Genomic DNA, 25,357 nt, shown 5'->3' with positions numbered 1-25,357 from the left:
AGTTAAAAGATAGGATGGAATAATTATTTTTCATCATCATAGAAATTAATACGTTCAACCTTTGAGGCAGAACGTCCGGCTTCAAATTCTGAATCAAGCCAGATTTGCACTAGAGATTTCGCAAGCTCAATACCAATAACCCGTGCACCCATCGTCATAATTTGTGCGTCATTGCTTTTACGGGATCGTTCGGCAGAATAATTGTCATGTACTTGAGCAGCTCTGATACCTCTAACCTTATTTGCCACAATAGCCATTCCAATACCGGTGCCGCACACCAGTATTCCGCGATCAAAGTCGCCTGCAGCAACTGCCGTTGCGAGATTATGAGCTATGTCAGGATAAATTTGGGCATTACCTGGTAAGTCATGGCTGAAATCAGCTACTTCAATACCTTTTTCTACCAGAAAAGCCTTGACGGCATTTTTCATCTCTGTCGCAGCATCATCAGCACCTATTGCTATTTTCATAAAATTCAGCCTGTTAAGTAGTGAGTGATAGGTTGTATCATGTGAGCATACAGTGTTCATATGAACAAGGCTACAATTATTGCTGAGTAAGCTATTTAAGAGATAGCAATATGATTAAGGTCACAAAACATACTAAATTCATCTAAATCGGTCTTGTGAGTCGCTTTTTAAATTGGGTTTAATGATTCAAGTGTTAAGTGCATGTTCATTTGGTGGCTCTTCCAACCTAAAATCAAAAGTATGATTAACGTAACTCTTGGAGATGATGAGGATTATTGTTTTGAAGGGTTAGCAGGGTGAGGAAGTGAATGGGGAACGTTGTGAATAATTCAATTTAACATTGAATTATATTCAATAAATAAATTTTCCGCTCAATGTCAATATTGAAAATCATTTGAAGATTCGTGATTAATCATCAATCTAAAATAAGTCGTTAACCGGAGAAAGTATGAAATATAATAAATTGGGCAGGACTGGATTAGATGTCTCGCGCCTGTGTCTTGGATGTATGACATTCGGTGATCCTAAATCCGGTGCTCATCCATGGACTATTGGAGAGGAGGAAGCGCGACCGATATTTCGTCAAGCTGTAGAGAATGGTATGACTTTCTTTGATACATCCAATAGTTATTCTGCAGGTACATCAGAAGTGATCGTTGGTAAGCTCGTTAAAGAATTTACCCGCAGGCAGGAAGTTGTAATTGCCACAAAAGCATTCTTTCCTCCAGAAGGGGGGATCTCACCCGCCAGCGCAGGAAAAAATATTGCCGGATTGTCACGTAAAGCAGTACTGAGCGCTGTTGATGAAAGTCTGAAGAGGCTGGGGACGGATTACATCGATTTGTATCAGTTACACCGTTGGGATTATGACACACCGATTGAAGAAACTATGGAAGTGATGCATGACCTGGTTAAATCCGGCAAGGTGAGGTATATCGGTGCATCATCAATGTACGCTTGGCAGTTCGCCAAAGCACAGGAAATTGCGCGTAAGAACGGATGGACCACGTTTGTTTCAATGCAAAACTACGTGAACCTGCTGTACCGCGAAGAAGAACGCGAGATGATCCCACTGTGTAAAGATCAGGGGGTAGGATTAATGACCTGGAGTCCTCTGGCAAGAGGAAAACTTGCACGGCCGGTGGGTACCGAAACCCAGCGTTCAAATACAGATGAGATCAATAAAAAACTCTTTAGCAATACTATTGAAGCTGATAACAGGGTTATCCGGTCAGTCAGTCAGGTCGCTGATGAGCGGGGTGTGCCAATGGCTCAGATAGCACTTGCATGGGTATTAAGAAAGCCTGAGGTATCATCGCCAATCGTCGGTGTCTCCCGCCCAGATCAACTCAATGATGCTATTGCTGCATTAGATATTGAACTTTCAGACGAAGAAATTCGCATTCTCGAAGAACACTATGTACCCCATTCTGTAATGGGGCACAGTTAGTCACGTTTAGTCAGCTGCCAGTCAATATACGGCTGGTGGCTCTTTCCTGTACCCCCCATCTTTCCAAACACCATTTCTTCTTCTTCAGGTGGAATGATAGCCGTTCGTCCTGTTCATGTGAATTGATTGTGTTCTTTTGTTTGTGAGCGAAGCTAAACGATAACACTTACAAAAGAAGATTCTTGTCACAAAAAATAGCGAAAAACATTGAGTTATCTACAGGCTGATTGATGCGTGAGCCGGATCACTATTAATAAGGCGTTAACTGACCTATAACATATGCGCAATACCTAATCATATGTAAGGGTTCCGGTTAAGAGTCTTAAAGTCAGCCTCTGAGCTATAAGAGCAGAAATTCGGCCCTTTTATCGCGTTGCCTTAATTCAGGGAAACCTCTGCGTTAGAGCCCGTAAATCAGAAAATCAAGTGTGACTCACTCATGTTGAGCCTTATTAAATGAGTAAGCATCCAAGTAATTGGGGGTACCATGTCTAATATAAAATCAAGCTCAGTTGGCACTGTAGACAGCGCACAAATTGAAAAATCAGCGATTAAGAAAATCATGATCAGGCTCGTGCCGTTTGTGGCTCTGATGTTTTTCATCAACTACATGGATCGCGTGGCAATAGGTTTTGCTGGACCAAATGGCCTTAACTCTGATTTATCTCTAACTGCTGCCCAGTTTGGAATGGCTTCAGGGATCTTCTTTATCGCGTATATCTTGCTTGAAGTGCCCAATAACGTACTGCTTAACAAATTTGGAGCCAGACGCTGGCTCTCCAGGATTATGGTTTCCTGGGGGATCGTATCTATGCTGTTCACCTGGGTTCAGAATTACGAACAGCTTGTAGCGCTACGTTTCCTGCTAGGCGTAGCAGAAGCCGGTTTTTTTCCGGGAGCTATTTTCTTCCTGAGCGTGTGGGTACCCTCACGCCATCGAGCAAAAATTCTGGCCACATTTTACGTAGCACAGCCCCTAACAACTGTTTTTGGTGCGCCGATTGCGAGCATGCTGATTAATGCTCATGGGCTGTTCGGCCTTGAAGGTTGGCGCGTCATGTTCCTTGGCGTTTCCATTCCTGCGATCCTCGTTGGTATCGCTGCCTTCTTCTATCTCACAGATAAGCCAGCTGATGCGAAATGGTTAACAAAGGAAGAAGCTGAGTGGTTAACTCGCGAGCTTGAACGTGAAGATGCTGCAAAAGGTAATAAAGGTGTACATCCTCGTGTCCGTGATGCCTTTACCAATGGTCGTGTATGGGCGCTGGGACTGGTCTATTTTGGTCTGGTGTATGGGTTCTATGCCCTGGCATTCTTCCTGCCTACCATCATCTCAGGCTTCGAAAAAGTTATAGGTGCTCCGCTTACCGTGTTGGATCGCGGTCTGCTTACAGCGGTTCCATACCTTCCAGCCGCAGCGGCACTTCTGTTGTGGTCTCACTATGTGCACAAAAAAGGGATTGCTATCTGGCATGTTGCTTTGCCGGCGGCAATTGGAGCCATTTCAGTTCCGCTTGCACTTTATGCGGGTTCTCCAACAGCCACCATCGCCGTAATTACTGTCACCGCCAGCTGTATTTTTGCGGCATTTCCTGTGTTCTGGTCAATTCCGGCGCGCTTCCTGTCTGGCGTAACAGCGGCTGCGGGTATCGCCCTGATTGGTTCAATTGGAAACTTTGCAGGATTCGTGGCTTCGTTTGTCACCGGGTTCCTTAAAGATACAACTGGTGGTTATGAGGTCGCGATGTTTGTTGTCGGAGGGGCGATGATGATGTCTGCCATTACACTTGTAATACTCGATCGGCAGAAGATAAGCAGTTCTTTCGCTGAAAAAATAGTCTCGCCTGAAACTGAAGGTTAGTATCTGACTTAAAATATTTAAAAACAAAAGCGCACCTTTGAAACGGTGCGTTTTTTATTTGAACAATGATGTTGCAGTCTGATATCACGTACTTTACGTCAGCCGATTAAGCAGGCTCTGAGGTCCGGAACGATGTTAACCGTGGGAATGATGAATCAGGGGGGGGGGGAAGTAATGACGGTAATTAAGCAAGCGCCGGAAGCACCGGCGCTACAGGATTACGGGCAGTTCAGAATGTTGGCCAGATCAATCATATCTTCCGCAACGTAGTCCCAGTCGTGTTCAGCAGAAAGATCAATCGACTGAGATGGGCCATGTTCAGTTCGTCTGAAAACAAAAATCGTTTTCAGGCCCGCTTCTTTTGCTGCTAAAAGGTCATCATTATGGGCAGCGACCAGAGCAAACTGTGAAGGCTTGACGCCAGCTGCATCTGCAGAAACCAGATAAGTTTCAGGTCTCGGCTTATAATTCCTGGCCAGTTCTGCACCTAAAATTGCATCCCAGGGAAGATGAGCAAAACGAGCCAACGTCACCATCCCTGCAATATGGCTGTTGGAGAGCGTGCCCAGGAAAAAGCGCTTTTTCAATCTGTTCAAGCCTTCAACTGTATCTGGCCATGGATCGAGTTTCTCCCAGGCTGCGTTCAGTGTATCGAGTTCAGCGGGAGGGATCGCCGATAGTTCAGCATTATGTTTGGCAAGAACAGCCTCCAGATTTTCCCTGTTCAGTACGCCGAGCTTAACCCATCCGCGACGACCAGTACGTACTTCTTCCATAGCTGGCTGGTAGAGTGAGCGCCATTCATCGGCAAACAGGAAAGGATCTACATCCAGATGATATTTACGTAAAAAGGGTTCAGATGCCCTGGCTACACCAGTACGCCAGTCAACAACGGTGCCAAACACGTCAAAGCCAAGAAATTCTATATCTTTTGCATTAACAGTCACTTCAAACCTCCAATCGAAACCTTGTGATTTACCGAATCAAAAACGGGCTGAAAATCGAACAGGAAAAATTTTTTAATTCATGTGTGGAATACAGAGTTCAACCCTAAATGTGGATAGGAACTAAAAAATCAGCTTTTATTCTTGAATAGAATTTAACGCCACGTTGAGATAAATCTAATGAACATGTGTTGTTCTTATGTTACATCCTATTTATAACGTTTTGTTGCATTTACAGTAACAACAATAAAGCTGAATCACCGTAACAGATGATATTTATTGGGGAAAATATATAGATTGATGAACGTCACATTTCTGAGTTGAGGTGATTTTAACGCAACAAATGTTTGGTTAGTGTTCATATGAGTAAAACATTAATCATTGGAGCGTCAAATGACCTACCTATTTAATGACCCATCAGACTTCGCAAAAGAGCTGACGGAAGGCATTGTTGCCGCCAATTCGGAGAAGCTCCGCCAGGTTTCAGGTGGCGTGGTACGCAATACCAAGACAGCAGATGGAACCGTTGTCGTTATTATCGGAGGAGGGTCTGGCCACTATCCAGCCTTTGCGGGTCTCGTAGGGCAGGGAATGGCTCACGGCGCTGCGATGGGTAACCTCTTCGCTTCACCTTCGGCCCAGCAAATTTATAACGTTTCAAAAGCGGCAAACAAAGGTGGGGGCGTGGTGCTTGCATTTGGCAACTACGCTGGTGATGTACTGCATTTTGGCCAGGCTCGCGAGAAACTTCGCGCTGAAGGAATTCCCTGCGAGATTGTTCTCGTAACTGATGATATTTCAAGCGCTTCAGTAGATGAGATTGAAAAACGCCGTGGTGTTGCAGGAGATTTGACGGTCTTTAAAGTTGCCTGTGCAGCTGCTGACGCGGGTTATTCACTTGATGAAGTTGTCGCTTTTGCTAAGAAAGCTAATTCATGTACCCGAACGTTAGGTGTCGCATTTGCAGGATGCACCCTGCCTGGTGCGACTGAACCGTTATTCTCCGTTCCTGAAAATCGCATGGCTATTGGGCTTGGTATTCACGGTGAACCCGGAATCAGCGAATCAGATATTCCACTGGCGGATGATCTTGCCGAGTTGTTCATCGACCGTCTGATGTCAGAAATACCGGTGGGAGTCAGCGTTAATCAGGGGGCAAAGGCGACCGTGATTTTAAACGGTCTGGGCTCTGTAAAATATGAAGAACTGTTTGTTGTTTACCGTAAGGTCGCAAAACTTCTGACTGAAAGGGGCGTTACTGTTATCGAGCCCGAAGTGGGCGAGTTTGTCACCAGCTTCAACATGGCTGGTGCATCTCTGACCATCATGTGGCTGGACGATGATCTGGAAAAATTCTGGAAACAGCCAGCTAATGCTCCTGCGTTCAGGAAAGGAAGCGTTGAACCTGCACCTGTTCTGAGCCCTGATGAGGTTCAAATTGAGCCGCAGGAAATCATTCCTGATGCATCACCGGCATCCCGTAAAAGTGCCGCGTGCATTTTTAATATTCTTGAAGCTATCCATTCGACAATCAAAACAAACTGTGAGTACCTGGGGCATATTGATGCGGTTGCTGGTGATGGTGACCATGGGATCGGGATGGAGCGTGGTTCAAGGGCTGCAGTAGAGAAGGCGCGTGAGATGTTAGACAAAGGCGCTGGCGCAGGAACGTTGCTGGGACGAGCTGCTGATGAGTGGGCCGATAAAGCGGGGGGAACCTCGGGGGCTATTTGGGGCGTTGCATTAAATTCAATCGCTTCGACTATCGGCGATTCTCTGGTACCTGATGCGCATCGAGTAGCTGAGGGTATCAAAAAAGCGAAAGAAGGAATCATGCATTTTGGTAAGGCCAAGGTAGGAGATAAAACCCTTGTTGATGTTCTCGTTCCGTTCAGTGAAGCCTTGTGCGAGCAGGTTCAGCAGCAGAAGCCGTTAAATGATGCCTGGAGAATTTCTTCAATAGTTGCCAGTGACGCAGCGGGTGCCACTGCAAATCTTTTACCAAAAATGGGGCGTGCGCGACCACTTGCTGAAAAAAGTTTAGGTACGCCTGATGCTGGTGCCGTTTCGCTCTCTCTGATCGTAAACCGAATTGGCCAGATGATTGAGTCGCAAGCTCCACAGGTTCAGGAAGCCTGAATCTGAAGCTTTTAGAAGATTGAATTGAAGGGGATTGTTATGGCCAGAAAATATCAAACCGTTACTATTATTGGTGCCGGTGGAAAAATGGGTATGCGAATTTCTGCCAATCTGCAGAAAAGTGCTTACCACGTTTTCTACTGCGAAAACTCTCCTGTTGCACAACAACTCGTATCCGAACAGGGGCGCGAATTATCAGATGCAGCGAGTGTAGTTGTTAAAAGCGACGTGGTTATCCTTGCAGTACCTGATATCGTTCTCGGGAAAGTATCCGAAAGCGTTGTGCCTCAGATGAAAGAGGGTGCTGTGCTGCTGACGCTGGATCCTGCGGCTGCTTATGCAGGTTTGATCTCGCAGCGTAATGACATTCAATATGCTGTTGCCCATCCATGCCATCCATCTGTATTCCTTGAGCGTTACACGAAGGAAGAGCACCAGGATGCATTCGGTGGAGTTGCTGCACTTCAGCACATCGCTGCATCTTTTGAAGGGGGCTCTGCTGAGCAAAAAGAGTCACTGAGCGAAGTTATCAAGGTCATGTATGGTCCGGTCAATGAAGTGCATTGGGTTACCGTCATTCAGCTTGCGTATCTTGAACCAACTCTTGTTGAAACCGTGGCCTGTATGGCCGGTGCTTTCATGAAGGAAGCGCTTGATGAAACGGTTAAACACAGTGGAGTTCCTCTTGAAGCCGCCCGTGCAATGCTCTATGGACACATACAAATAGCGTTGGCTGTTGCGTTTCGTTCAACTAATCCTTTCTCCGATGCCTGTATGATCGCTATGGAATATGGTCGTGAGAAAATAATTCAGCCTGACTGGAAAGTCATTTTTGAACAGGATGAGTTGGATAAGGTTATAGCGAGAATGCTCAAGATTGATGCAGTAAAACGTTAAACTTAATTAAAAAGGCATTTCATATGAAATGCCTTTCTTGTCATGAATAATATTCTGGAGAGTGTCGTAAGGTCGGCCAGGTATCTGGATCATGGCCAGTTATTAGCAATGCATTAGTTTCTTCGCAAAGTATTCTTAATTTCTTTACTGACCTGACGGAATCTGTAGCCGAATCGAGGAAACCTGGCAGAGATTTTTCATTCCAATGATCTAATGTATATACAGCGTCAGCTGCAATGATCACCTTTTGACCTGAGGGAAGACTTACCAAAATTGACTGATGCCCCGGCGAATGACCAGGTGTGTAAACGGTCAACAAGGATCCATCGCCATAAATGTCGTAGTAATCGTTACTGTTCCCATCAAGAAAAAACCAAGTCTGACCGGCTTTATCAATATCTGATTTAATATATGAACCGGCCGAGTACCAATCTGGAGCTTGAGAGTACTCATACTCTTTCCGTTGAACGATATGCGTTGCATTTGGGAAGCGCCCGATAGCACCCGTATGGTCCAGATGGAGGTGAGTCTGAACGATAAATTTTATATCCTGCAGATCAATTCCCAATTTTATCAGTTGAGCCAAGCAACTATCATCTTCACTCACTTCAGGTCGGTATGTATTAATTACATCTCCCCAGTATGATGCAGCATCAACTGCTACCTCTGGTGGTATACCTCCATCAATTAGAGTGTGACCAGATGGATGTGTTAAGAGATAAAAAGGTACTGGGATTGCGTAATTATTGTCGATGCCTTGATGCATTTTTACATGGTGCTCTTTACAATGCAATGTTCCACCTTGAAAAAGATAAAGACGCTTCTCCATAATTAACACCTCTTTTTTAATGTGGCGATGAATTTTATTTATTGATTAATAATCATTGTAATATATGTTGTGTTTTAGTAAATCGGTGATGCGCTGTAATTACCGAAACTGTGAACACGATCTTTATATATCGTATGTATTATTAATTTGATAGGGAAATTCAATTGAGTATTGAATAACACTCAATAATGCTCTTGTTATCGGAGGTTTTTTTATGAACCGAATTGCATATGGTGAAGAAGCCTAATGCAAAGCTCAGCTGAGCTTTAAACGTCTATTTATTCTTAGACGTAGTTTTACCAAGTTATATCAATGTGCATCATTCGTTGCCTTTAACTACCCATGGAAGCCCTTTCGTACGTCTGCTTAAGAACAACCACCCCGCGCAGGCTAGAGCGAGAGCAAGGCCCAACGTAAGCATTGAGTTCCTTAACCCAATGACTTTAGCTACGGGACCAATGATTAAAGGACCAGCCAGAAGACCAACGTAAGCGATACGTGTCGTAACAGCGAGCCCTTCCGAAGCCAGCATGCCCGAATTAGTTGCTAACTTTGCTGAGGTAGAGAACAGTAAAGGTAGAATATTTGATATCCCGATCCCTGTAAGGAGAAAACCTAAAACTGCTGGTGTTGGAGTACTGATAAACAGCGCAATAGCTATTCCTGTAGATGCTATCATCCAACCCATAATTATTATAGATTGATGGGCAAAGCGTTCCCGAAGCCAGTCCCCACTGAGGCGTCCCACAACCAAACCTATTGAAAATGCTGCGTAGCCATAGCCTACCCAGTTTTCAGGGGCTTTGATGACATCACGCATATATATAGCCGACCAATCATAAAAGGCACCTTCAATAACTAAGGCAGCAAATGCCAGTGATCCTATAACTATAAGTCTTTTTTTAGCTATAGTTTTCGCACTTGTTTTCTTTTCAAAAATTAATGATCTATTGTTTTCGTCTGATAGGTTTTCGACTTTTAGTGAAATCATATATTTACTGGATATCACTAAAGCTACTATCCCTGCTACAGAGATTGAGTAGAAATTTATTACTTCAGCTAGACCCGTTATTGTCCAATTGCTGGCAAGCAGTGCCCCAGTAAGCCCCCCTGCGCTGAAACTTGCATGTAAAGCCCCAATTAGCGACCGTCCAGTACTTCGTTCCAGAAGTGCAACTTGTGTGTTGACTGTGATGTCATTGACTGCAGCAAAGACGCCAAAAAGGATCATCAATATCAGTAGTTGAGGGAATTGCGGCACGACTAGTATAAATGATGCACATATAGCCATCACAATTCCGCTTAGCGTTGCTCCGGTTCGGCTTCCTGTTCTTGTGATTATTTTCGATGCTGCGGATAATGCGACAATCCCCCCGATGGCTACAGCTGCCAGCAATAGAGATAGAGTATTATCTGATAAATAAAACTTATCCTTTACAATGGGTATTTTTACTCCCCATGTTGAAAAAATCACTCCATTAAAATACAACGACGTCATAGACGCCAGAAGAGCTCGTTTAACCTGACTTTCAGTGATTTTCGAATCCATTAAGAAACCAACTTTTGGAAGGTTGGAAGGTATTCAAAAAACACTTCCAATCTTTACTGTTTATTGTTAATTCTTATTATAATCTGAAGTGACAATTACATTGATTAGTTGAATTACATACATCAATGAATAAATTAACAGGAATTTTAAGTTGCAGAGTTCATAATATTTACATTAATGAGTTAAATTCATTGCTTCGTGAAAATATACTAAACAAGGTTTTATATTTGCAATGTTAATATTGCTTCTTTGTTTAGAGTGACGGTTCTATGGGGGCCTTATCGTGTTTCATTTATGGATATTATTACCAGCATTATATGTTTGTTTCCGATTTGTTTTTCCTCTCAAAAGACCTTTGTCATTAAAAATCTTTATATCATTAGTCGTGATAGCAGGTTGTGAATTTCATCTGATAAGCCGATTTGTGTACGGCAGTATGTTTTCTCCTGAACTTCCATACCCATTAATGATCCTGATAGGCTGGTTTTTTGGCGCCACAATTTTCTTTGCATTATTTCTCCTGATAATTGATTTTGTTCAGTTTTTGCTAAAAGTTTTTATGCGTCGTCATTTTACAGACCTTCAACCGTTGAAGGTTGTTGCGCTTACAGTTGGGTGCATTTTTTCAGCCATGGGGATTTGGGGGGGGATTAAGGTTCCAGAAGTAAAAAGGCTTGAGATAACAGTTAAAAACCTTCCTCCAGCATTTGATGGCTTTACTGTCGTGCAGCTTACAGATTTGCACGCAAGTCGTCTGTTGTCTCGTCATTGGATTACTTCAGTTGTCGATCGCACAAACAAGCTTAACGCTGATTTGATCACACTTACAGGCGACATGGCTGATGGCACAGTTGAAGCCCGCCGTGAAGATGTTTCTCCGTTAGCAAGTCTTCATGCTAAGTATGGAATATGGGCAATAACAGGAAATCATGAGTATTACTTTAATGCACCTGATTTGATAAAGGAATATCAACATATGGGGATAAATTTCCTTTTAAATAAACATGTCATTCTTCACAAGGACGGTTCTTCTTTGGTTCTCGCTGGAGTGAATGATGAGGCCGCCACTCAGTATGGGCAGGTCGGTCCTTCTATCACAGGAGCTTTACAAGGTATCCCCAAAAATATGCCCATATTACTGTTGGATCATCGTCCTGGAAATGCCAATGAGAATGCAGCAAAAGATGTAGGACTACAGCTGTCTGGTCATACTCACGGTGGGATGATTACTGGCCTCGATATTCTTGCACGCCCTGCGAACAATGGTTTTGTATCCGGTCTCTATTCTGTGAATGGAATGTCACTTTATGTGAGCAACGGAACTGGGATTTGGAACGGGTTCCCTTTACGTATTGGCCAGAGCTCTGAAATAACGTTAATAACGTTACGTTCACCGACATCAAACCCCTATCGTTGATTAAAATTCAATGAAGCATGCCGTAAAGCTAATCAAACTTGATCAATATCTCGTTTATAGTGTATTGCCTTTCAACAATTCCACTGCATTGTCGTCCCCTGAATAGGGGCTGAATTCGACACAACAGCCAACTTTGGCTGGGAGCTGCTGGCCCCACCCGGCAGTTCTTTTTGTGCTTATGAGGCTATGCGTTTCACTTGGGAGTTATTTTATGTCCAATGACACATTCACTATAGAGCAAGAGAAGGCCAGTCAGCCTAAATCGCTTTTGCCAGCGATGCTTGCATTGGGGGCCGGCGGATTATGTATAGGAACTGGCGAATTTTCTCCTATGAGCCTCTTACCAGACCTGGCAAAAGGAACTGGTGTGTCTGTTCCTTCTGCGGGAGGTTATATCTCAGCTTATGCGGCCGGAGTAGTAATAGGTGCTCCTGCAATAGCTATCTTATGCGCTAAATGGCCGCGTAAACATCTTCTTTTGCTGCTACTGGCAATTGCTCTATTGGGATATGGACTGAGCGCTACAGCGTGGAATTATTCTTCACTGATGGTTGCACGTTTTGTCTCCGGTCTCCCACATGGCGCCTGGTATGGTGTCGCTGCTCTTGTTGCAGCATCAATGGTATCCCCCAGTCTTAAAGCTCGCTATATCGGTTATGTCATGCTTGGACTCGCGATCGCTAATGTGGCAGGTGTACCCTTAGTTACATGGGTGGGTCAGACTATGGGCTGGCGAAGTTCCTTTTTTATCGTAGCAGCAGGTATTGTACTTACAGCAATCATGGTGATTTTCTTTGTTCCTTCGATAGCCGCCAATGAGAACTCTACACCATTGAAAGAACTTGGTGCGTTGCGTAGTCCTCAGATCCTTATAACATTTGGTGTCGCATCGGTTGGCTTTGCAGGGATGTTCGCGGTATACAGCTTTATAACACCAGCACTTACGGAAATAACCGGATTTCCGCTTAGCTATATCCCGTGGATATTGGTTTTGTGGGGAGTTGGGATGGTGACAGGAAATGTCATCGGAGGTCGTCTTGCAGATAAGGCATTGATTCCTTCTATATTTGCAATGCTCTGCTGGAACCTCATAATGTTGGCCCTTTTTTCTCTTTTTGCTGAGCTCAAACTCCCCGCGCTTATTATAATTTTTCTGCTTGGAAATGGCTTTGCCCTTGTTCCCGCTTTGCAGTCACACATGATGAACATCGCAGGTGAAGCTCAAACACTCGCATCTTCACTGACACATAGTGCATTTAACATTTCTAATGCTATTGGTGCAGCCTTTGGAGGATTGGTGATTTCCTCTGGAGGATCATGGATTTCTACAGGTTGGGTTGGAGTTATCTTTTCTGCGATTGCGATCTTGCTTATGTGGTTATCCGTTCTAAATAACAGAAGGAGTCAAAAATGACAGATTCAATCATTGCTTCAGGTCGCGTGGCCGTTATCACAGGTGCGGCAAAAGGGATTGGCGCTGCACTGGCTCGTCGTCTCAGTCTTGAAGGGATGCGTCTCGCGTTGTTTGACCGTGACAGCGTAGCTTTAAATTCACTGGCTTCATCATTAGATACTGAACATTGCGTTGTTATAGGTGATGTAACCAGTGTCGATGATTTGACGCGCCTTCGTGATGTGACTATTGAAAAATTTGGCGAAGTCGCGATGGTTATTAATAATGCTGGAATTAAGGAAGGAGGTGGGCCGTGGGATTCTCCAGTTAAATGGAGGAAGAATTTAGAAGCTAATCTGCTGTCAGCTGTCACAGTTCAGCACCTTTTCGTACCTCTTATGATAGCTTCTGAAGTTCCTGCTGCCGTAGTCAATCTTGGTTCGAAAGAGGGGATCACAACACCACCGGGTAATGCGGCCTACAGTGCAGGAAAGGCTGCGATGAAAGTCCTTACAGAACAACTTTCTCATGAGCTTCTCAAATCGACTTCAGGACGAATTACAGCACATCTTCTGGTCCCAGGATACACCTGGACAGATATGAACTTTCCTGGAATGGATGAATTTACCAGTAGTAAGCCTCCCGAGGCGTGGACTACAAGTCAGGTGGTAGATTATTTCATTGAGCATTTTAGGGCAGGTGATTTCTATATCATTTGTCCTGATAACGCCGTTACTTCTGAGCTTGATAAAAAGCGCATTTCATGGTCCATGCAAGATATGACTGAAAACAGGCCTGCTTTATCCCGTTGGCATCCAGACTGGCAGGATGAATACAAGCGCTGGGTAAAAAATTGACTGAACATCGGTTTAACTACCTGAAATTTTGTAAAGTCTGTTTGGCGTAATTCATATAGGGTTGTAAGAATGATTCAACTCGCTGAAGAACATGTAAATTATACTTCCGGAAAAACTCCGCTTACAGGCGCATTTATTTATGATGTACACGCCCCTAGGCCGATGCCTGGAATTGTAATGGCTCCAAATATGATGGGAATTACAGCTTCAAACATCGCACATGCAGAACGCCTGGCGAGTGAGGGTTACGCCGTATTGGTAGCCGATTTATACGGCGTGGCTCCATCATCTTCGGATGAAGCATCGTCTCTTATGCATGCCTTAAAAGATTCACCTGAAGAACGTTATAGAATGCGAGCCGCTCTAAAACAACTCTCCAGCGATCCACGAGTGGACGGCAATAAGATAGCTGCAGTTGGCTTTTGCTATGGTGGACACTGTGTGCTTGAACTCGCAAGGTCAGGAGTTGCAATACGGGCAGTATTCAGTGTTCATGGTACTCTGGATACGCTGTCACCAGCAAAGAAAGGACAATTACCTGCCAAAGTCGTGGTTCTCAATGGAGCTGCCGACCCGTTCGTGTCGGCAGAACAGATTGGTGATTTCTCTAAAGAAATGGCCGCAGCTGAAGCAGACTTCATGTTTATAAACTATCGGGGTGCGGTACATTCCTTTACTTATCCGCGCGCTGATGTTACAGGGAAAATGGAATATAATGAGAACATTTCTAATCGCGCGTTCAATACTATTCTAGGTGAACTGCATCGCGCATATTATCGGATGCCCACCGCATAATACATTTTCAGGGGTGTCAGAGCCTTTGATTATATATTTTTCGTGATAAGATCCGGTTTTTATCCTGATTGTATTGGACTGTCTCTATATATTAGATGGCATGAGTCGCGAACGTACGTTTCGCGACTCAATGTTATTAACAGCTAAACCCTATTAATTTAAATTAATTGTACCGGATTCTGAGATGTCTCTTTTGGTGAATTTTCTAATGGGAATGCATCATGGGTGGCGCTTTATTTACTCAATATAACACTTTTCCGGAGGGGGAGTTGAACCATCTTTCACTTCTCTTACATAATTCTTAATCGCCTCCGGTATACTTGGCTGATTAGCCATGAATTTGCGGAAAAATTTAGCCCTTCTTCCAGAAATGTTGAGACCCAACATATCATGCAACACAAGCACTTGGCCTCTGTATCTCCTCCGGCACCGATTCCAATCACTGGGACAGAAAATATTTCGCTTAAGGATCAGCCGAGTGAAGAAGGTACAGCTTCGACCAAGACCATTGCTGTACCCGCTTCCCCACGGTATCAAGTAATGCCTGAGCTTGTTCCTGACCACGTCCCTGACTTTGAAACCGCCAGTTACGTTAACTGATTGCGGTGTAAGCCCGATGTGCGCGCAAACAGGAACGCCATTCTTTTATCGGCAGGTACTATTTATTTAACTGGCATCTCCTCTGAGGAAAATGACACCATGCAGAACAAGCTTACAGGCCCTAACTGGATAATAAGATAACTATATATTGGAGAAGCTATGTTTCTTGGAATTGATTGCGGAACACAGGGCACCAAAGTGTTGCTGTGGGATGCTGAAAACCAGCACGTTATGGCGACCAGTTTTCATGCCCACTCTCTGCTGAATGAAAGACCCGGACAAAAAGAACAACACCCTGCTGACTGGCTCATTGCCATGCGGGCAGGGGTGTGGGATGTCATGAAAAAAACCGGTGTTAGTCAAAATAAAATTATCGGTATAGGCGTTTCAGGGCAGCAACATGGACTGGTTATTCTCGACAAGTATGACGCCGTGCTCCGTCCGGCGAAACTTTGGTGTGATACGGAAAGCACCTCCGAGCTCAAGCGATTTATTGAAGAATATCAGATCACTTACGGGCGAAGCCTTTGTTCCGACATTGGCATTCAGGTCCCGGTGGCGTTTACGCTTGGGAAACTGTTGTGGGTTAAGCAGCATGAGTCTGCACATTATAATTGCATCGACAAATTGATGCTGCCACATGACTACATCAATTACTTCCTTACTGGCGAATTCCGCTCCGAACCCGGTGATGCATCAGGAACCGGATATTTTAACACAATGCAAAAAACCTGGTGCACGACGGTATTGGAACTGATAGACCCCGAACTGCATTCTAAATTACCCGAAATTGTTGCTTCCCATCAGGCGCAGGGCGTTCTCCGTGCTGAGGCTGCCGAGTATCTTGGGCTTTCACCGGGTATTGTGGTGTCCAGTGGTGGAGGCGATAACATGATGTCAGCGATAGGCACAGGAAATATTGCTTTCGGGCAGGTGACGATGAGTTTGGGTACGTCCGGAACCTTATCTACCTGCCAACCTGAACAGATCGATTGCGGCGGGTTTGAGGATATCAATGCCTTCTGTTCCTCAACCGGAGAGTGGCTACCGCTTATCAGCACCATGAATGTAACAAACGCTATCAACACGTACAGGCAGTTGATGGACATCAACCTTAAAGACTTCGATAACTACCTCATGGCGAGTAGGCCCGGAGCAGAAGGGCTGTTTACGTTTCCGTGGCTCAACGGCGCTCGGTTGCCAAACCTGCCGGGGGCAAGAGGGGAAATCTCAGGAATTACGATGGTTAACTTTACCAAGCCTCACCTGTTGCGCTCGGTTGTCGAAGGGGTTACGTTTAATCTATGCAAGGGCATTGAGATTTTTAATGCCAGGGGGCTGGTGTTCGACAGAGTGAGTATTATCGGCGGCGGCGCAAACAGCAGAGCCTGGTGCGGAATGGTTGCCGATATTACCGGACTCACGATAACCAGACCGGCCGTACCAGACGCTGCAGCACTGGGAGCAGCTATTCAGGCAGACTGGTGTTATCGCAATACCACGTCTGTTAAAGGAATGATCACGCTCTCAACAGTGCTGCCTGACTGGCTCACTACCCAGCAAGGTGAAGCTATTGAGCCTGATCCTGCAAACAATGAGCAATACAGGCAGATCTATCAGGACTATCATGCTGAGGTAGAACAGATCAAAAAGCGCTATCTGAATGAGAGCATTCACTAATCAGAGAGGTGGTCGGGGGCGCTTTCATGCCACAATCACCGTCTTACCTTTATTTCTGAGTTCAGCCAGTGCTTCAGCAGGGGCATCTTCATCCGTAATAACAGTATGAATTTTATCGAGCGACAGGACCTGATTAAATCCTTTACGCCCAAACTTGGAAGAGTCTGTCAGAACAACCACTTGTTTAGACGCGGCGGCCATCACTGCACTGATAGCAAACCCTTCATTAAAGGTCGTAATCCCGTTTTCGACGTCTAATCCATCGGCCCCGACGAACATCAGATTGGCTGAAACATCACGTAAAGCCAGTTCAGCAATACTCCCGTGCAGTGAAGCGGTTTTATGTCTCACCGTGCCACCACACACCACCAGGGTGATGTCTTTATTGTCAGACAGGATAGTGGCTGCGGGCAGGCTATTGGTGATCACCGCAATGTTTTTCCTCTCTGCCAGTGCTTCAGCCAGCAACTTGGTGGTGCTGCCGCTGTCAAGGATCACTGTATCTCCCTCTTTCACCAGCCTGGCGGCTGCAATGGCGATACGCTGTTTGGGATCCGCGGCGATCTCATAGCGTTCAGACAGGCTCACTTCAGTATTTATTACGTTCACATCATTGGCCGATGCCTCAATACTGGCGGCGCCGCCATGGAACCGGGTAACAAGGCCCCTCTCTTCAAGCAGCCGAATGTCCGCCCGAACGGTCACCTCCGTTACGCCCAACTCGGCAGAGATGTCAGTCACCAGTCGGCTTCCGCTGCTGTTGACCATATCAACAATCCTGTTTCTGCGATCAAACGCGTTCATACACATTCCTCTCAAATGAAACTCAATCCTAAAACGAAAGGATAAGAAAGTAAAACAACAATATTGGTAGTGAGATGTTAATACTGGGGAAATATATGATCTAATTCATAACTGTATGATTTAAATATTATTATTCTTAATTTTTGTTTTTCGCGCGATCAGTTTTTCACATGGGAAAACGAAAAATAAAGAAATTATACGAAAATATATAGATCATGATCACATAAATAAAAGAAAGGAATTGTGCTAAAAACGAAAGATTGTGATGTTAATGAACATACTTTCGGAGGACAAAATGAAAAAAATCATCCAGCAGCACAAAGACGGTCTTGATTGCGGTATCTGCTCAGTCTGTTCAGCGCATCCATTGGTCATCGAAGCCGCACTGCGTCTTGACCTGTACAGCCAGCGTCAGGTGTTGATTGAAGCGACATCCAATCAGGTCAATCAGTTTGGTGGTTATACCGGCATGAAGCCCGAGGATTTTCGTGACTACGTACTGGGTATTGCTGCACGCGTTGGCTTCCCGCCGGATCGTCTGATATTGGGTGGTGATCATCTTGGCCCCAATGTCTGGCAGGGTGAGAAAGCAGAACCGGCAATGGAAAAATCCCGCGTATTGATTGCGGAGTACGTGAAAGCGGGCTTCAGCAAGATCCACCTCGATGCCTCAATGTCCTGCGCGGATGACCCGGTTCCATTACCGCCGGAGGTAGTTGCGCAGCGAGCCGCTGAACTATGTCGTGTGGCGGAAGAAACAGCCACCGCTGAGCAGAAAGCTGCGCTGACCTATATCATCGGCACCGAAGTTCCTGTACCGGGTGGTGAAGCTCACGCCATTAACGAGGTGCACGTGACCCGTCCTGAAGACGCAGCCCACACGCTGGAAATACATCATAAAGCGTTTCATGCCGCCGGTTTAGACGACGCAATTGGTCGTATTATCGGACTGGTAGTACAGCCGGGCGTAGAGTTCGATCACAGCAGCGTTATCCACTACGCCCCGGCTGAAGCCCGTGAACTCAGCAAGTTTATCGAGTCAACACCCGTCGTGTATGAAGCCCACTCCACTGACTATCAGACCCGGGGAGCTTATCGCGCGCTGGTGAAAGATCATTTCGCCATTCTGAAAGTTGGACCGGCACTGACGTTCGCGCTGCGCGAAGCCATCTTTGCGCTGGCTGAAATTGAAAAAACGCTGATTGCTCCAGAAAAGCAGAGCCGTATCCTCGCGGTCATTGATCAGGTGATGCTGAATGAGCCGGGGTACTGGAAAAAATACTATCGCCCGGCGTTCTCCGATTCGCTGGTGGACATTCACTACAGCCTCTCCGACCGCATTCGTTACTACTGGCCAAACGAACGCATCGTAAGTGCATTCGACGCGCTGATGACAAACCTTAACAGCGTTGAACTCCCGCTGGGGATGCTGAGCCAGTATCTGCCTAAACAGTTCGATCGCGTGCTGAATGGCAGCCTCAGTGCCGACCCTCACAGCCTCATCATCGACAAGATTCAGGACGTCCTGCGTGACTACGCCTTCGGATGTGAGCCTGAACTCAACCTGCAAAAAGAGGTAAGCCATGCATAACTACCGCCTGATCGTTTCTTCTGGCCTGAGCTTTGTCGATGCCGAAGAGGCGCTGAACCATATTGGCCAGAGAATGGTGCGCGACGGCATTTGTCACGCTAGCTATCCAGCTGCGCTACTTGAACGTGAAGCTGCCTATCCAACCGGCATCGCGCTGGACGGACACGCCGTTGCCATTCCGCACTGTGATGCGTCACACGCGGTTGAACCGGCTATTTATCTCATCCGTCCCGCTTCGCCAGTGCAGTTTCAGCAGGCAGACGATGACGGCACGATTGGCGCCGAGCTGATTATCGCGCTGGTCGTCACCCATCCTGAACAGCAGCTGAATTTGCTCAAGGCGCTGTTTGGTCAACTGCAACAGCCTGAATTTATCGAAAGTCTGCTTAGCGCGCCTGAGAGCGAACTGGCCGACTGCTTTACCCACCGCCTGCTCGCACCGGCGGCCTGATAACAACACCTGACCCTGCACCCGGAGAAAAAGAATGAAACGTAAAGTTATTGTCGCCTGTGGCGGCGCCGTTGCCACCTCAACCATGGCGGCAGAAGAAATCAAAGATCTCTGCGAAGAGAACAGCATCACCGTCGAAATCGTGCAGTGCCGCGTAAACGAGATCGAAACCTACATGGATGGCGTGGACCTGATCTGTACCACGGCCCGCGTTGACCGCCAGTTTGGCGAGATCCCTGTGGTACACGGCATGCCGTTCATCTCAGGCGTAGGTATTGATGCATTACGGGACAAAATCCTGACCGTTCTTCAGGGGTAAGCTTATGTTTACTGAAATCATGCGTTACATCCTTGATCTCGGCCCGACAGTGATGCTGCCGATCGTGATCATCATTTTCTCCGTCTGCCTAGGCATGAAACCGGGGGATGCTTTCAAATCAGGTCTTTTTATCGGCATCGGTTTTGTCGGTATCGGTCTGGTGATTGGCCTGATGCTGGACTCTATTGGGCCTGCCGCCAAAGCCATGGCGGCCAACTTCGAGATTGGGCTCGATGTGGTCGATGTCGGCTGGCCCGGATCGTCACCGATGACCTGGGCGTCACAGATTGCGTTGGTTGCCATTCCAATTGCGATCGTGGTGAACATCCTGATGCTGGTCACCCGAATGACGCGGGTGGTGAACGTCGATATCTGGAATATCTGGCATATGACGTTCACCGGCGCGATGTTGCACCTGGCGACCGGTTCTTACTGGCTGGGCATTCTGGGCGTCGTGCTGCATGCGGCCTTTGCTTACAAACTGGGTGACTGGTTTGCCCGCGATACCAAAAACTACTTCGACCTCGATGGCATCGCGGTACCGCACGGCTCTTCCGCCTATATGGGGCCGGTGGCCGTACTGGTGGACGTTATCATTGATAAAATCCCGGGCCTGAAGCGTATCCACTTCAGCGCTGACGACGTGCAGAAACGCTTTGGTGCCTTTGGGGAACCGGTAACTGTCGGTTTTATCATGGGGATCGTGATCGGCCTGTTGGCAGGCTACGACGCTAAGGGCGTACTGCAGCTGGCGGTAAAAACCGGCGCGGTGATGCTGCTGATGCCGCGCGTGATCAAACCGATTATGGATGGCCTCAACCCGATTGCTAAGCAGGCCCGTAAACGTCTGCAGGCGAAATTTGGTGGTCAGGAGTTTCTGATTGGCCTCGATCCGGCGCTGCTGCTGGGCCACACCTCGGTGGTTTCCGCCAGCCTGATCTTTATTCCACTGACTATCCTCATTGCCGTGTTCGTGCCAGGCAACCGCGTGCTGCCGTTTGGCGACCTGGCCACCATTGGTTTCTTCGTGGCCATGGCCGTTGCGGTGCACCAGGGCAACCTGTTCCGCACGCTGATCTCAGGCATCATCATCATGGGCATGACGCTGTGGATTGCCACCCAGACTATCGGGCTGCATACCCAGCTTGCCGCCAACGCTGGCGCACTTAAGGCCGGAAGTCAGGTGGCATCAATGGACCAGGGCGGTTCACCGGTAACTTATCTGCTGATCCAGTTCCTGACCTGGCAGAATATCACCGCGCTGGTGGTGATTGGCACGGTTTATCTGCTGGGCGTGGCGCTGACGTGGCGCAGAGCCCGTCAGGCAATGCTGCCGCAGCCTGATCCGGGTAACACCCTTTCTCAGAGTAATTCTTTAGCGAAATAACCTACGGGGGCAAGTCCCCCGTTCTTCCCGGAGTTTACCCTCATGAAATCTGTCGTGATACACGCCGGAGGCAGCGTTACGGTTGAACAACAGCCGTTGCCTCAGATTGAAGCCAGAGATGACGTGCTGGTGCAGGTCATCTGCTCCGGACTCTGCGGTTCAGATATTCCGCGCATCTTCCACGAAGGAGCGCATTTCTATCCCATTACGCTTGGACATGAATTCTGCGGTCGTGTTACCGAAACCGGTGCTGGCGTGAGTGACTTAGAGGCGGGTGACCTGGTCTCCTGCGTGCCGTTACAACCCTGCTTTGATTGCGAAGAGTGCAATCGACAGTTGTGGTCACAGTGTAAGCATTACAGCTTCATAGGTTCACGCAGCGATGGTGGTAACCGGGAATACATAGTGGTCCCTCGTCAGAATCTGTTCCGCTTACCGTCCAACACTTCTCCCATTGAAGGCGCCTTCTTTGAACCGATGACGGTCAGCCTGCATACCATTGAGCTGGCAGGTGGCTGCCGCGATAAAGAGGTAATTATCGTTGGCGCAGGCACCATCGGTCTACTGGCGATGCAATGTGCCAAAGCGTTGGGCGCCCGTTCGGTGACCGCTATTGATATCAATCCGGAACGATTAGCGCTGTCGAAGCGTCTGGGCGCGGATTACGTGTTTAACAGCGCGGAAATGACGGCAAGTGACATTCGTAGCGAGATGAATAATCGCCGTTTTGACCAGCTAATCCTGGAAACGGCCGGTGCACCACAGACTGTCGAACTCAGCATCCAGATTGCCGGACCCCACGCGCAGGTTGGGCTGATTGGCACACTTCATAAAGATCTTAACCTGAGCAGCACTACCTTTGGGCATATCCTGCGAAAAGAGCTGAAGGTGCTGGGCAGCTGGATGAACTACTCCGGGGCATGGCCAGGGGTGGAATGGGCGCAGGCGACCCGGCTGTTTGAAGCCGGAAAGATCGATCTCTCCGCACTCATCGCCGTACAGGGTGACGCCGACGTTTATGCCAGTGCCGTTTCTGATCTGAACGGTAAACCCATGAGCGGCAAAATCATGCTCGACTTTTCTACTGATTTCGGAGGACAGGCTTAATGTATCTCGTCTCTAATCACGCCATGTTAATCAAGGCGCAGCAGGGTGGTTATGCCGTGCCTGCGTTTAACGTCCATAATCTCGAAACCGTGCAGGTGATTGCAGAAACGGCGGCAGAACTGGGATCGCCGGTTATTATGGCGGGCACCACGGGAACTTACAAATATGCCGGACTGGGTTATCTGGTGGCGATATGTGAGCAGGCTGCGCAGAAGTATGATTTACCAATAGCGTTACATCTCGATCATCATGAAGATCTTGCGGATATAGAAGTTAAAGTTAAGGCTGGCGTGCGCTCCGTAATGATTGACGCCTCTCACTTTCCCTTTGAGCAGAATATTCAAAAAGTGGTGCAGGCAGTGCGCCTCTGCCATCGCTACGATGCCAGCGTTGAGGCTGAGCTGGGCCGCCTCGGGGGGCAGGAAGACGATATTGTAGTGGATGAAAAAGACAGCTTCTTTACCGATCCTTTCAAGGCGGCAGAATACGTGCAGCGCACCGGTATTGATTCTCTCGCCGTAGCTATAGGATCTGCTCACGGCCTGTATCAGGGGGAACCGAAGCTGGATTTTGCACGCCTGGCGCAAATTCGTGAGCGCGTGGATATCCCGCTGGTGCTGCATGGTGCTTCTGGGATCCCCGAAGCGATGCTGCGTCAATCTATTGAGCTGGGCATCTGCAAAGTCAATGTGGCGACTGAGCTCAAAATCGCTTTCTCTGACGCAGTAAAAGCCTTTTTTGGAGAGCACCCACACGCCAATGACCCGCGCGAGTATATGGAGCCCGGCAAGAAGGCCATGAAACGCGTTGTGCAGGAGAAGATTCGCATGTGTGGTAGTGAAGGAAAGCAGCGTTGAAAGGGAGTGAACTATGGATATTTCATCAGTAAAGTTACTGAGTAGGTTCTATTTCTCTCTTCTGATATCGGTGAAAATGTTTAGAAAACACGGAACAATAACTACTCTACATGGGAGAAAAAGGCAAATTAGTGGTTGGTTAAATCATGCAAAAAGCAGAAATATTTTCAGTCATCTTGTGTTCCGAGATATTGAGTGGCTTGAGATGCAAAATCGAAGACTTCACCCCGATGTTTTTGAAAAACAGCTGATGAAAATTTATCTGTCATGCCGATTTATTTGCCTTACCGCAGGTATAAGAACAGCATGTTGATAAAAGTTACTCAAAAATACATTTTTTGATACTTATAATGCGGGGTTTGGCACCCCGCAAGCTCATCCCGATATTTAATTTACTTCAACAAAATTATCTCCATATATGAATAACTATTGTGATTTACTAAATTCTGCCACCTAAGCCGAGGTTATTTTCTCACATTAGGACAACACAGGTGTCTCTATTAAAAGAAGAAATTGCAGTCCAGAGTTCAAAAGGTAATTCTCTAAAGTGGTCTTTAACCAAATTTTATCGTTAAAATAGTATTTTTAACTTCTGAAATTAAATAGTATCCCCCCCCTTAAAGTAAGGATTCGGGCCGGCGGCCAGGGGCTCGTGTGTACTCCTCACGCGCCTCCGTTTCTGAGAATTCTCCACACCAGCGAGCAACCACGACAGTTGCCACGCTGTTGCCGATGGTGTTACAGGTTGCGATAGCCATAGACATAAACCGGTAAACACCGAAGATCAGCGCAAGACCTTCGACGGGAAGATGTCCGACGGTGGTAACCGTTGCTGCAAATACCACGAAGCTTCCGCCTGATACTGCCGCTGCGCCTTTCGACGTCACCAGCATGATGGCAAGAATTCCCAACTGCTGTTGCCAGCTCAAGTCAATGCCGTACGCGTTCGCAATAAATAGCGTACACATCGACATATAAATGCTGGTACCGTCTAGGTTAAAGGCGTATCCCGTCGGTAAAATCAGCCCGACACTTTGACGCGAGCATCCAAAGCGTTCAAGCTTTTGAAGCAAACGGGGTAATGCGCTTTCAGAGGATGCCGTGCCCAGCACAATGATGATTTCGTCCTTGATATATTTTAGGAAACGAAGCAGACGGAATCCTGAAATGCGACAAATCGTTCCAAGTATAAAAAAGATGAAGAAAGCAACGGCAACGTAGAACATCAGCACAAGGTTAAAGAGTGACAGCAGTACTGTGCTGCCATTGCTGCCGACAGCGTAAGCAACGGAACCGAAAGCGCCGAGTGGAGCCAGCCGCATGATCAGATTAATGAATTCGAAGAAGCATTCTGAAATACGACTCATCCCGGTTTCAATGACGCTGCGCTTTTCGTGATTCAGGGCCAGAAGTGCAAAGCCAAAAATAATCGAGATAACTAGTACCTGAAGCAGCTGTCCCCCTGCAAATGCGCCTACGAAGTTATCCGGGAAGATGGTATAAATAAAGTCCACTGTACTGGCTGGAGCATGCCCTTTTGCCAGAGTGGCAGTAACTGCTGAAGACGCTGATTCACTTACGTTGCCTCCCATCCCGGCACCAATATCAAGTATATTTGCCCACCCCAGCCCCAACGCCAGTGCAAGAGTGGAAATGACCTCAAAGTAAATCAAAGCTCGAACGCCGATTTTGCCGACCTTTTTAATATCTCCGGCGGAAGCAATACCATGCACTACAGTGAAGAAGATGAGTGGAGCAACGGCGGTCTTAATCAGTTTGAGAAAGATATCTCCTAGAATTTTAAATTTAACCGCGAGTTCAGGTAGTGCGAATCCCATTGCAATACCCAGAAGCATTGCAGCGAGCACCTGAAACGTCAGCCCTTTCCAGAATGGTTTGACTGTAGGCATAGTATTGATCTCTATATGTTATGTAGGGTATTGGCAGCAGTGCTGCACTT

General features: G+C 46.9%; 22 protein-coding genes and 1 pseudogene. 15 read left to right on the top strand and 8 right to left on the bottom strand.

Features of this window, described 5'->3' with window-relative positions; all coding sequences use genetic code 11:
- Nucleotides 1-23: 23 nt before the first annotated feature.
- Entirely contained in the window at nt 24-470 is a 447-nt protein-coding gene (rpiB, locus tag LBW88_RS23635; protein ID WP_224934730.1) for a ribose 5-phosphate isomerase B, read from the bottom strand.
- 448 nt (nt 471-918) lie between these two features.
- Between rpiB and LBW88_RS23630 the strand changes: the two genes are divergently transcribed.
- Together LBW88_RS23630 and LBW88_RS23625 are read left to right on the top strand one after the other, a co-directional pair.
- The gene (locus LBW88_RS23630; RefSeq protein WP_224934732.1) at nt 919-1,920 is read left to right on the top strand and encodes an aldo/keto reductase; all 1,002 of its coding nucleotides are present in this window, start codon (nt 919-921) and stop codon (nt 1,918-1,920) included.
- Nucleotides 1,921-2,407: 487 nt separating this feature from the next.
- Complete coding sequence (locus LBW88_RS23625; RefSeq protein ID WP_224934734.1) at nt 2,408-3,781, top strand: MFS transporter; 1,374 nt, start codon at nt 2,408-2,410, stop codon at nt 3,779-3,781.
- 218 nt (nt 3,782-3,999) lie between these two features.
- Here LBW88_RS23625 and LBW88_RS23620 read toward each other — a convergent pair whose 3' ends face one another.
- Nucleotides 4,000-4,728: a haloacid dehalogenase type II gene (locus tag LBW88_RS23620; RefSeq protein WP_224934736.1), complete on the bottom strand. Its 729-nt coding sequence runs from the start codon at nt 4,726-4,728 to the stop codon at nt 4,000-4,002.
- A 390-nt stretch (nt 4,729-5,118) separates the two neighbouring features.
- Here LBW88_RS23620 and LBW88_RS23615 point away from each other — a divergent pair, with 390 nt between their 5' ends.
- Together LBW88_RS23615 and LBW88_RS23610 are read left to right on the top strand one after the other, a co-directional pair.
- On the top strand, nt 5,119-6,864 hold the full coding sequence (locus tag LBW88_RS23615) for a dihydroxyacetone kinase family protein (RefSeq protein WP_224934738.1): 1,746 nt from the start codon (nt 5,119-5,121) through the stop codon (nt 6,862-6,864).
- Nucleotides 6,865-6,903: 39 nt separating this feature from the next.
- Nucleotides 6,904-7,761 (top strand): phosphogluconate dehydrogenase C-terminal domain-containing protein, encoded by an 858-nt coding sequence (locus tag LBW88_RS23610; protein WP_224934740.1) that lies wholly within the window; start codon nt 6,904-6,906, stop codon nt 7,759-7,761.
- A 40-nt stretch (nt 7,762-7,801) separates the two neighbouring features.
- On the opposite strand, the gene attM is transcribed toward LBW88_RS23610, so the two are convergent.
- Together attM and LBW88_RS23600 are read right to left on the bottom strand one after the other, a co-directional pair.
- Entirely contained in the window at nt 7,802-8,593 is a 792-nt protein-coding gene (gene attM / locus LBW88_RS23605) for an AttM family quorum-quenching N-acyl homoserine lactonase (RefSeq protein WP_224934927.1), read from the bottom strand.
- A gap of 316 nt (nt 8,594-8,909) precedes the next feature.
- Nucleotides 8,910-10,139 carry an MFS transporter gene (locus LBW88_RS23600; protein WP_224934742.1) on the bottom strand — a complete coding sequence of 410 codons (1,230 nt, stop codon included), beginning with the start codon at nt 10,137-10,139 and terminating at the stop codon, nt 8,910-8,912.
- Nucleotides 10,140-10,422: 283 nt separating this feature from the next.
- Between LBW88_RS23600 and LBW88_RS23595 the strand changes: the two genes are divergently transcribed.
- From LBW88_RS23595 to LBW88_RS23580, 4 genes are all read left to right on the top strand, one after another.
- Nucleotides 10,423-11,556: a metallophosphoesterase gene (locus LBW88_RS23595; protein ID WP_224934744.1), complete on the top strand. Its 1,134-nt coding sequence runs from the start codon at nt 10,423-10,425 to the stop codon at nt 11,554-11,556.
- A 211-nt stretch (nt 11,557-11,767) separates the two neighbouring features.
- The gene (locus tag LBW88_RS23590) at nt 11,768-12,970 is read left to right on the top strand and encodes an MFS transporter (RefSeq protein WP_224934746.1); all 1,203 of its coding nucleotides are present in this window, start codon (nt 11,768-11,770) and stop codon (nt 12,968-12,970) included.
- Nucleotides 12,967-13,806 (top strand): SDR family NAD(P)-dependent oxidoreductase, encoded by an 840-nt coding sequence (locus LBW88_RS23585; RefSeq protein ID WP_224934748.1) that lies wholly within the window; start codon nt 12,967-12,969, stop codon nt 13,804-13,806. Before LBW88_RS23590 ends, LBW88_RS23585 begins: the two co-directional genes overlap by 4 nt.
- Before the next feature lie 69 nt (nt 13,807-13,875).
- Entirely contained in the window at nt 13,876-14,601 is a 726-nt protein-coding gene (locus LBW88_RS23580; protein ID WP_224934750.1) for a dienelactone hydrolase family protein, read from the top strand.
- Nucleotides 14,602-14,838: 237 nt separating this feature from the next.
- Here LBW88_RS23580 and LBW88_RS26670 read toward each other — a convergent pair whose 3' ends face one another.
- Together LBW88_RS26670 and LBW88_RS26525 are read right to left on the bottom strand one after the other, a co-directional pair.
- Complete coding sequence (locus LBW88_RS26670; protein WP_320442548.1) at nt 14,839-15,165, bottom strand: 3-methyl-2-oxobutanoate hydroxymethyltransferase; 327 nt, start codon at nt 15,163-15,165, stop codon at nt 14,839-14,841.
- A gap of 12 nt (nt 15,166-15,177) precedes the next feature.
- Nucleotides 15,178-15,234 (bottom strand): annotated as a pseudogene (locus tag LBW88_RS26525) (hypothetical protein); the annotation flags it as partial.
- Between the two features lie 126 nt (nt 15,235-15,360).
- On the opposite strand from LBW88_RS26525, the gene xylB reads away from it, so the two are divergent.
- Nucleotides 15,361-16,881, top strand: a complete 1,521-nt coding sequence (gene xylB / locus LBW88_RS23570; RefSeq protein ID WP_224934752.1) for a xylulokinase — start codon at nt 15,361-15,363, stop codon at nt 16,879-16,881.
- A gap of 24 nt (nt 16,882-16,905) precedes the next feature.
- Here xylB and LBW88_RS23565 read toward each other — a convergent pair whose 3' ends face one another.
- Entirely contained in the window at nt 16,906-17,685 is a 780-nt protein-coding gene (locus tag LBW88_RS23565; protein ID WP_224934754.1) for a DeoR/GlpR family DNA-binding transcription regulator, read from the bottom strand.
- A 295-nt stretch (nt 17,686-17,980) separates the two neighbouring features.
- Here LBW88_RS23565 and gatZ point away from each other — a divergent pair, with 295 nt between their 5' ends.
- The 6 genes from gatZ to LBW88_RS23535 are packed head-to-tail and all read left to right on the top strand — an operon-like array spanning nt 17,981 to nt 23,397.
- Entirely contained in the window at nt 17,981-19,276 is a 1,296-nt protein-coding gene (gene gatZ / locus LBW88_RS23560; protein ID WP_224934756.1) for a tagatose-bisphosphate aldolase subunit GatZ, read from the top strand.
- Nucleotides 19,269-19,727 (top strand): PTS galactitol transporter subunit IIA, encoded by a 459-nt coding sequence (gene gatA / locus LBW88_RS23555; RefSeq protein ID WP_224934757.1) that lies wholly within the window; start codon nt 19,269-19,271, stop codon nt 19,725-19,727. The genes gatZ and gatA overlap by 8 nt, the downstream gene beginning before the upstream one ends.
- Nucleotides 19,728-19,761: 34 nt before the next feature.
- On the top strand, nt 19,762-20,046 hold the full coding sequence (gene gatB / locus LBW88_RS23550) for a PTS galactitol transporter subunit IIB (protein ID WP_224934759.1): 285 nt from the start codon (nt 19,762-19,764) through the stop codon (nt 20,044-20,046).
- A gap of 4 nt (nt 20,047-20,050) precedes the next feature.
- A complete protein-coding gene (locus tag LBW88_RS23545; RefSeq protein WP_224934760.1) occupies nt 20,051-21,433 on the top strand; it encodes a PTS galactitol transporter subunit IIC in 1,383 nt (460 codons plus the stop codon).
- Between the two features lie 42 nt (nt 21,434-21,475).
- Nucleotides 21,476-22,540, top strand: a complete 1,065-nt coding sequence (gene gatD, locus LBW88_RS23540; protein WP_224934762.1) for a galactitol-1-phosphate 5-dehydrogenase — start codon at nt 21,476-21,478, stop codon at nt 22,538-22,540.
- A complete protein-coding gene (locus tag LBW88_RS23535; RefSeq protein WP_224934764.1) occupies nt 22,540-23,397 on the top strand; it encodes a tagatose bisphosphate family class II aldolase in 858 nt (285 codons plus the stop codon). Before gatD ends, LBW88_RS23535 begins: the two co-directional genes overlap by 1 nt.
- A gap of 617 nt (nt 23,398-24,014) precedes the next feature.
- Here the strand turns inward: LBW88_RS23535 and LBW88_RS23530 are convergent.
- Entirely contained in the window at nt 24,015-25,307 is a 1,293-nt protein-coding gene (locus LBW88_RS23530; RefSeq protein WP_224934766.1) for a cation:dicarboxylate symporter family transporter, read from the bottom strand.
- Between the last annotated feature and the right edge of the window lie 50 nt (nt 25,308-25,357).

Source organism: Pantoea sp. alder81, assembly GCF_020179835.1.
Taxonomy (GTDB): Bacteria; Pseudomonadota; Gammaproteobacteria; order Enterobacterales; family Enterobacteriaceae; genus Pantoea.
Note: the sequence above shows the minus strand (reverse complement) of the source record. Positions and strands in the feature narration are given on the sequence as shown.